The sequence below is a fragment of the Desulfosoma sp. genome, assembly GCF_052743555.1.
On the sequence record NZ_JBRAHS010000013.1, the window covers coordinates 21,015 to 27,779 of the forward strand.

At 56.8% G+C, this 6,765-nt stretch carries 5 protein-coding genes; all 5 read right to left on the reverse strand.

Features of this window, described 5'->3' with window-relative positions; translation table 11 throughout:
* Positions 1-193 precede the first annotated feature (193 nt).
* On the reverse strand, positions 194-1,213 hold the full coding sequence (locus tag ACUVSA_RS09765; RefSeq protein ID WP_445892336.1) for a pyruvate carboxyltransferase: 1,020 nt from the start codon (positions 1,211-1,213) through the stop codon (positions 194-196).
* Between the two features lie 185 nt (positions 1,214-1,398).
* A complete protein-coding gene (locus ACUVSA_RS09770) occupies positions 1,399-3,000 on the reverse strand; it encodes an acyl-CoA carboxylase subunit beta (RefSeq protein WP_445894667.1) in 1,602 nt (533 codons plus the stop codon).
* 156 nt (positions 3,001-3,156) lie between these two features.
* Positions 3,157-3,939 (reverse strand): enoyl-CoA hydratase, encoded by a 783-nt coding sequence (locus ACUVSA_RS09775; protein WP_445894668.1) that lies wholly within the window; start codon positions 3,937-3,939, stop codon positions 3,157-3,159.
* A gap of 590 nt (positions 3,940-4,529) precedes the next feature.
* Positions 4,530-5,714 (reverse strand): acyl-CoA dehydrogenase family protein, encoded by a 1,185-nt coding sequence (locus ACUVSA_RS09780; RefSeq protein ID WP_445894669.1) that lies wholly within the window; start codon positions 5,712-5,714, stop codon positions 4,530-4,532.
* Between the two features lie 652 nt (positions 5,715-6,366).
* Positions 6,367-6,765: 50S ribosomal protein L11 methyltransferase (locus ACUVSA_RS09785; RefSeq protein WP_445894670.1), on the reverse strand; the 399-nt coding region annotated here is incomplete at its 5' end.

Here is a 6,765-nt window from a genome sequence, read left to right on the forward strand (position 1 = left end):
GGGCTTCTAAAGGGTCCGTTTGACAATAATTCGGCCACGCTACTACGGATTGAGGCTGTCGGGGCGGCGCAAGGCACGATAAGGAATCGCGGCTTGCGCCGCTCAGGCCTTAGGTGTTCTCGGAAATGGTCCGAAGCCCTGAAAAGCGGGCACCAGGGAGCCTCAAGGGGCTCCCTTGGGCAAAGGCTGAAGGTTAGCCGCGGCCGGTCATGGACTTGGGAATGCGCCCCGTGCGCACACATTCGGAACGCAGGCGACGCCCCACGATCTTTTCCACCCAACGGCCGATTTCCAACACCTTGTCCACATCGACGCCGGTTTCAATGCCCATCTCGTCCATCATGACCACCATGTCTTCCATGCACACCAAACCGACGATGGAAGGATCTACATAGTAGTAGGAGCCCGTGCCGGCCACCGGCACACCGTCCACAAAGTTGGCCGGCTGCCCCCCAATGCCCCCCATGGTGCCTTCAAAATGCGTGATCCCCGCCTGCAGGGCGGCCAAAACATTGGCCAGTCCCCAGCCTCGGGTGACGTGAAAGTGGGCGATGTGTTTGGAGGTGTCCGGAATGGCATCCAGGATCATGGAAAAGTATTCGTAGACCTTGTTGGGTGGAGCCGATCCGTCGTGATCGGCATGTTCGATGTCGTCGGCCCCGATGTCCAACCAGCGCTGTGTAAATTCTACCGCCTTTTTCAGCTCCGTGGGCCCTTCAATGGGGCAGCCCCAGATGGTGCTCACCGTGCCGCACACCTTCATGCCCACCGCATGGGCCTTGGGAATGTATTCTTCGCACATCTTCCAGTATTCAGCCAAACCGAGTCCGGAATTTTTCTTATGGTGCGATTCGCTGGTGGAAACCATGAACAGAATGCGGTCCGGCCCGTAGCCTTCTTGACGCGCTTTGATGGCGCGTTCCACGGCCTTTTCTCGAATGGTGATGGCGGTCACTTCCACATCCTGGATTAGGTGTGCGATTTTCTTACTGCTTCGAAAGCGCTTCAAGAGCTCGTCGGCATCCTTGAACTGGGGCATGCCCTTCGGGTTCCCCAGGTTGGTCAGTTCAATGCGGCGGAATCCGGCCAGCACCAGCTGCTCTGCTACCCATAATTTGGCTTCGAGGGGAATGTACTTTTCTTCGTGCTGAAAGCCGTCTCGAACCGTGATGTCGCCCAACACCACTTGCTTGGGATAGTTCATGACTGCCATGTTGAATCCTCCTTATAGCGTCGCCTACGGATTGGAATTTTCGCCGTGCACTGCATCCTTTTTTGGGCGGCATGTGAGGCGGTTGCACACCTTCGGTATTCCGGGCACGGCTCCTTGAGAAGGCCTGAGGCTCTCAAGGCGTCGGCGGTCCTTGCGTAACGAAGCCGACACTTTCTCGGCGCCCTCTAGAACCGAAGGTTGCCGAAAGCCGGATCGTCAATGGGTTTGAGCAAACTCACCTCAAAGGCCATGGCCAGCCAGTCGCGAATTTCTCGAAACTTCAAGACCCGATCGTTCAGAAGCCGAGCCCCGCAAAAGAAGGGATGGGCTTCTCCGTCGTATTTTTCGATCATCTGCAAACGAAAGGCCTGCTTTTCTCCATCACTCATGGGCTTGCCTTCCGCGGCCCTTTTGCGCTCTTCGATGGATAGGAGCACTTCCGCCGCCGACCGACCGCTCATGACCGAGGTTCGCGCTCTCATGGTGGCAAACAGAAAGTGCGGCCGATACGCTCGACCACACATGCCGTAATTGGCCGCGCCGTTGTCCGGGCCGATGACCAATTGAATACGCGGCACCTGAGCGCAGGAAACAGCCCGAACCATGTCCGCGCCGTATTTGCCGATGCCCATATGTTCCGATTCCGAACCCACCATGTAGCCCGGGGAACTTTGAATAAAGAGCAAGGGCACCTTTTCCTGACAGCAGCGCACGATCCATTCCGTGGCCTTGCGGGCCGCTTCCACGAAAATGATCCCCAAGCCGTTGGCGGCGATAATGCCCACGGGAATCCCTTTGAGACGAATCTTTCCCGTGACGATGTTGTCACCTCGGCCGGGAGCATAGTTTTTCTTGTATTCGATAAAGTGGCTGTCGTCGGCAAAGGCCTGAATCACGGCCCTCACATTGATGCCTTGATGAATCTTTGCCGGCAGCTCTTCGTAAATCGTTTCCACCGGCACCATGGGCGGCGATTCGGCATAACGGTGAATATGCAGTTTCTGGGGAGGTTCCAACGACAGAATCTCCCGAACCTTTTCAATGGCCTCGTCCTGGGTTCGGCAGAAATGGTCGGCACCTCCTGAAATCTGCGTATGAATGCGGGCACCGCCCAAATCTTCCGCGGAAATGACTTCGCCCGTGGCCGCCTTGACTAAAGGGGGACCCCCCAAAAAGGAATAGGCCAGCTTATCGATCATCACCGCCTGACAAGCCATGAAGACGATGTAGGCCCCTCCGGCTGTATTCCCCCCTGTGCTTAAGGTGATTTGCTTCAGTCCTTTGGCCGACATGCGGGCCATGTTGTAGAACATGGACCCGAAATGCCCATCGTCGGGAAAAACGTCCGCTTGCATGGGCAAAAAAGCGCCGCCGGAGTCGGCGATGTAGACGCAGTTCAGGCCGCATCGCTCCGCAATGGCCTGAGCGCGCAGGTGCTTTTTCAGGGTGATGGGAAAGTACGTTCCCGCTTTGACTCGGCTGTCATTGGCAATGATCATGGTCCAATTGCCGTAGATCTTGCCGATCCCCGTGACGATGCCGCCACAAGGCACATCGTCCACATCGGGATAATGCATGCCGAAGCCTGCCAATCGGCTCAGTTCATAAAACTCCGTTCCGGGATCGATGAGTTTTTGAATGAGTTGCCGAACCGGTTGCTTGCCCAGCTTGGCCAGGCGCTGCACCGCTGCTTCCCCACCGGGCCACATGGCCTCGTAGACCCGTTGATCCAGTTTGAGCTCTTCGTTCTCCCAAAAAGCCCTGTTTTCCGCTCGCGCATCGCTCATGGCGTCACCTTTTTCCTTCCTCCAGACGGCCCCGTCCTAGACGGTCTCACGGGCCTTATCCGAAACGGCTTTTTTCAGATCCGCACGCACATCCCGCTCATTGTGACGGCGACTCAAGAATCCGTGGGCGGTCAAGTCCCTCATTGCCGGACAAGTTCATTGGCCCTTGTAGACGGGTTTGCGTTTTTCGCGGAACGCGGTAAGCCCTTCCAGACGGTCCTGGGTGGGAATGGTGATCCAATAGGCATTGGATTCAATGGCCAACCCTGTGTGGAGATCCGTTTCCAACCCATAATTGATGGCATATTTCGCCTGTTGAATGGCGATGGGGCCCGTTTCACAGATCATGGCGGCCATGGCCAAGCACTCTTCCATAAGCTTCTCCGGCGCTGTCACGGTGTTCACCAAGCCGATGCGCAAAGCTTCCTCAGCACCGACGCGACGGCCCGTAAAGATCAACTCCTTGGCCTTTCCACGCCCGACCAAGCGTGGCAACCGCTGCGTGCCGCCGGCGCCGGGAATGATGGCCAGCCGCGTTTCGGTCAATCCCATGGTAGCCGTCTCAGACGCAATGCGAAGGTCACAAGCCAAGGCCAATTCGGTGCCGCCGCCTAGAGCCACACCGTTGACCGCCGCAATTACCGGCTTGGGCAACTCCTCAATGGCGGTAAAAAGATTCCGTATTTTAAAGATAAATTCTTTAACCTGAGCATCAGAAAGCGTGGCGCGCTCCTTCAGGTCGGCTCCCGCGCAAAAAGCCTTTTCTCCCGCCCCCGTGACGATCACCACGCGAATCTCGGGATCGAAGCGCAGGGCTTCAACTTTGTCCCAAAGGCCGCGAAGCATCGCCAAGTTGAACGAATTCATCACTTCCGGTCGATTCAGCGTCAGAATCGCCACCTGATCCCTGCGTTCTTCCAAAACCACCGGCTGCTCCATTGCCCCCTCCGTACCTTCTGCCAGTCACCACACCTTGATGTCCACGTTTGGAAGACTCAAAGGGCTTCCTTCGTCCCGCAAAAAGTTGTCCGAAAACATGGGGTCGGCTCCACAAAGATTCCATGCCGCCAAAGCATCCCAGGGTGTCATCCCACGCCGCAGCTCGTGCCGCGCACGCAAAATCCGTTGCCGCCGGGCTGCTTAAGAACGTGCTCAGCTGCTTGTCCACAAGCTTTCAAGTGGCCCGCTCGACAATCGCTTTTCGCGGCCGATTTCGCTCCATTCCGTAGGAGCGCCCCAAGGCGCGATCCCTACATGAACCCGGATAGCCAAGGAACCAGCGCCAGCCTGGGGTCACATCGTGCGCCGCTCGGACACCACGTATCATCGCCGAGCACCACGGTCTGCGCATTTCCGCACGCCCAGGCATCTGATCCTCCCTTGCCAAGGTTCACCCCATCGACTCACCCCGGAGGGACCGCGTCCTCGCGGTCCGCGCCCTTCCAAGGGGCCGGCTTCTGTCGGCTTGCCCGCTCCTTAATGATACTGCCGCACGGGGACTTGGCCCAAAGGGGTCTTCAACGGCCCTTTCAGCCCTTGCCGGCTCGAGCAAAGGCTTCCCGAAGCAGTTCTCGAGCCACCACGATTCGCCGAATCTCGTTGGTTCCCGCGCCGATCTCATAGAGCTTGGCGTCGCGCCACAGCTTCTGCACGGGAAATTCCAGACAGTACCCATAGCCCCCATGGATTTGAATGGCTTGGTTACACACCCAGGTGGCCGTTTCCGAGGCGAAAAGAATGGCCGCTGCGGCTTGGCGGGTCAATTCAGTGCCCTTGCCGCCTCGAGGCGCGTTCTGGGCCACCTGCGCGGCACGATACACCAAAAGGCGAGCGGCCTCGGTGCGGGCGTACATGTCCGCCAACTTTTGCTGAATCATCTGAAATTTGCCGATGGGCTGTCCGAACTGTTCCCTTTCCGCCGCATAGCGGATGGAATAGTCCAAAGCTTGCTGCGCCATGCCCACAGAACCGCCGGCCAAAACGATGCGTTCGATGTCCAACCCGCTGGTCATGACATGGACGCCCATGTTTTCTTCACCCACCAGGTTTTCCGCCGGCACTTCGCAGTCTTCAAAGACCAGCTCGCCCGTCGGGGAGCCGCGCATACCGCACTTTTTGAGCTTTCGAGACACCGAAAAGCCAGGAAAATCCTTTTCCACAATGAAGGCACTGATGCCCTTGGCGCCTCGTTCCGGAGCCGTCTTGGCATACACCAAGATAACGTCGGCGATGGGCCCGTTGGTGATGAACATCTTGGTGCCGTTAAGGATGTATTTGTCGCCTTTCTTTTCCGCGCGCGTGCGCAGGCTCATGGCATCCGAGCCCGCATTGGGTTCGGTGAGTCCCAGAGCACCGATTTTTTCGCCCCGGACCATGGGTGGCAGATACTTTTCCTTGAGCTTTTCGCTGGCGTTCTTGTGAATGTTGTTCATGCACAGGTTGGAATGGGCGGCGTAGGTCATGGCCAGCCCCGGACAGATGCGGCTCATTTCCTCCACGGCCAAGGTCTGCATGAGCACGTCGCCGCCGAGACCGCCGTATTTTTCATCGATGGTGATGCCGAGGATGCCAATCTCGGCACATTTTTGGAAAAAATCCGGAGGGAACCAATCCTCGTCGTCCACCTTTTCCTGAATGGGACCCAGCTCATTGAGGGACCACTTGTACACCGTTTCCTTGATCATGCGCTGTTCTTCGCTCAGTTGGAAATCCATGGCCTTCTCCTCGCCTCACCCGAATGAAATCCGTCCATTATTGATCCCGGAAAAAAAAGACACCGTAGGCGAACACAACCTATACGCGTTGGAGCGCTCTATTCTCGCCCTGAACTCACGGCGCATGAACGCTGATCCCGGTGCTGGAGCTGCAAGCGCTGGAGGGATGGTAAGAGGCATGTGACAATTTCTCCATCGTCGGGGTCACTTGTTTTTATTGGACTACCCAAAGTTTGTCAACAACGAACCCTTGAGCTGCTTCCATGCAAACGCCCCCCAACCGATTATCGAATAATGGACATCCAGCCGAACTTAGACCAGATAAGGGACACCCACCTAATTTCTGGCTCTTTGGTTATGGCAAATTCAGGGACATCCACCTAATTTTAGGCTTTTTGGTATGGGAAAAGTGCGCTTGAGCGGAGCACGCCATCAGCGCTTGGCCCCTCATGGAGCCGATGAGTCCTGAGGAAAAGAGACACCGCTTTGTTGACCCTCACGTGGGTAGGGGCCACAACGCGTAGACGATTATCGAGACAACCGAAGTCTTTACGTGCTTATTGCCATTTACAAATCGTGCGCTCGGAAGAGCAATCTCTTTCTGGTGTGACCAACGGGTAACGGCGGCGGAGTAAGAAACGGCCGGATGTTTCTATGGCTCCGGGGAATGTGGCGCCATATTTTCTCTGGATGAAGAAAGGCGGATCCAGAAAGAGGCGACCCAATCTTTTTCTGTCGTCTGAGATCGAAGGTCATGGGTTTGGGCGAGCATTCGGTGCAGGGTGTCGGCTTGAGCTTCCAGGTAGCCGCTGCAGAACACCCAAGGGAAATGCTTCCAGTCGTCTGTTTGCAGGACGGCACAGAGACTGGGCCATTCGAGATTGATCAAAAGCAGCTGACCGAAACAACCGACCGCGTAGAAACCTTCCGCGGCGGCGGGAAAAACAACGTGTTCCAGGTCATTTTCAAAGATGTTGGCGGCCGCTTCTTGAACAGCCAGGGGATTTACATCCAGAGCCAGGACCTGTTGTGCGCCTAGCCGAGCCGCAGC